The sequence below is a fragment of the Corallococcus aberystwythensis genome, assembly GCF_003612165.1.
Classification (GTDB): domain Bacteria; phylum Myxococcota; class Myxococcia; order Myxococcales; family Myxococcaceae; genus Corallococcus; species Corallococcus aberystwythensis.
This window is the reverse complement of the sequence record NZ_RAWK01000522.1, coordinates 1-1,706: the sequence shown is the minus strand read 5'-3', so window position 1 is coordinate 1,706 and position 1,706 is coordinate 1. Positions and strand designations below refer to the sequence as shown.

Below are 1,706 nucleotides of genomic sequence, written 5' to 3'. Positions count from 1 at the left end.
GGCCGAAGCTGACCAGCAACCAGACCTCGCAGCCGCTCTCCCTCTACGGCGAGAACCTGGTGCCGGGCCTGCGGCTGGTGCTCGGCGCGCCCCTGTCGCGGGAGGTGCCGCTCACGGTGGCGGACGCGCGCCATGCCTACGCGAGGCTCCCCGCGGACCTCACGCTCCCGGCGGGCACGGTCCAGACGGATGTCCAGCTGTCGCTGGCCACGAGCACCGGCCCCCGTCCCACGGGCACCGCCCGGCTCACGGTGGTCAACGACGCGGCCTTCCCGGACCTGATGGCGATGGGGCTGTCTCCGGACGGGCGCACGCTCTTCGTCGCGTCTCCCCCCACGGACACGGTGTTCGCGCTGGACGTGGCGTCCGGGCACGTGGAGGCGATGGCGGTGGGGGACGGGCCGTCGGCGCTCGCGACGTGGAAGGACGCGGGCGGGCATTCCTGGCTGGGCGTGGCCCACCAGTCGGACGCGGGGCTCTGGCTGTACGCCCTGGACGCGCCGGAGCGGAAGGCCCGGGTCGTCCCCACGCCGGCGGGCGTGTGGGGCCTGGAGGTGGACGGGGCGAAGGGCGTGGCCTTCGTCGCCGAGCACATCCGCGACACGGTGCGCGCGCTGGCGCTGGAGGACGGCCGCGAGCGGTGGAGCGCGGCGGTGGATCCGAACCCGCGTGCGATGGCACGGTGGAAGGGGCTGCTCGCGGTGGGCGGCCTCCAGACGGGACAGGTGGTGCTGCTGCGGCAGGACGACGGCCGGGAGCTGGCGCCGCTGGTGCCGAAGCCGGGGGTCCCCATCGTCGGAGGCCCCACGGAGGCCTTCTCCGCGCAGGTGATGGGCGGCAAGGCGCCTCGAGCCCTGGTCGCGAGCGAGCGGCTGGGGCGCGTCTTCATGTCGAGCCTGGGGCCGAACGTGGGCCCCAACGCCCAGCGCATGGAGGTGAGCGCGAACAGCGGCGTCGCGGTGCTGGACCTGGACCGGCAGCAGGTGGTGCGGCACCGGGGCTTCGGCGCGGGCGTGACGGAGGGGCTGGCACTGGATGACCGCGCCGGGCTGCTCTACGCGGCGGACGTGGGCCTGGGGCAGGTGAGGGTGCTGGACGCGAAGGCGCTGGTGAAGGGCGACGCGGCGGCGCGCGAGGCGGTCCTCCAGACGCTGCCCGTCCCCGCACCGGAGGGCACGCCGTTCATCCGCCCGGCGGAGGACCTGGGCACGAAGGGCAGGGCGGGGCTGGAGCTGCACTCCGGTCCGCGCTCGCTGGCGCTGTCCCCGGACGGCCGCACGCTCTACGTGCTCAACCGCTTCACGGGCACCGTGGCGGTGGTGGACGCAAGCGAGGCGCGGGCGGGCAGGGCACGCCTAGTGCGGCAGTGGCCGGTGGTGGACGTGCGCTCGCGAGAGCAGCGCCGGCTGGGCCAGGTGCTCTACTTCTCCGACGTGGGGCGCACCGGGATGAGCTGCGACGCGTGCCACATCGAAGGGCACACCGGCGGCGTCTTCTTCGAGAAGACCCGTCCCATGCGCATCTACCGCTCGACGACGGCCCTGGGCAGCCGGGACACGCCGCCCTACTTCACCCCCGCGAGCACGCGCAGCCTGGCGGAGACGGCGGAGACGGTGGGCGGGCGCAACCGCTACCACAATCCGGATCCACTGCCGTCGGAGGTGGAGGCCCTGGCGCTCTACACGTCGCTGCTGCCCACCCCGCCC

General features: G+C 74.7%; 1 protein-coding gene. It reads left to right on the top strand.

The features are described from left to right. A partial coding sequence (locus D7W81_RS41160) for a YncE family protein (RefSeq protein ID WP_120560740.1) occupies positions 1-1,706 on the top strand: 1,706 nt, incomplete at both ends.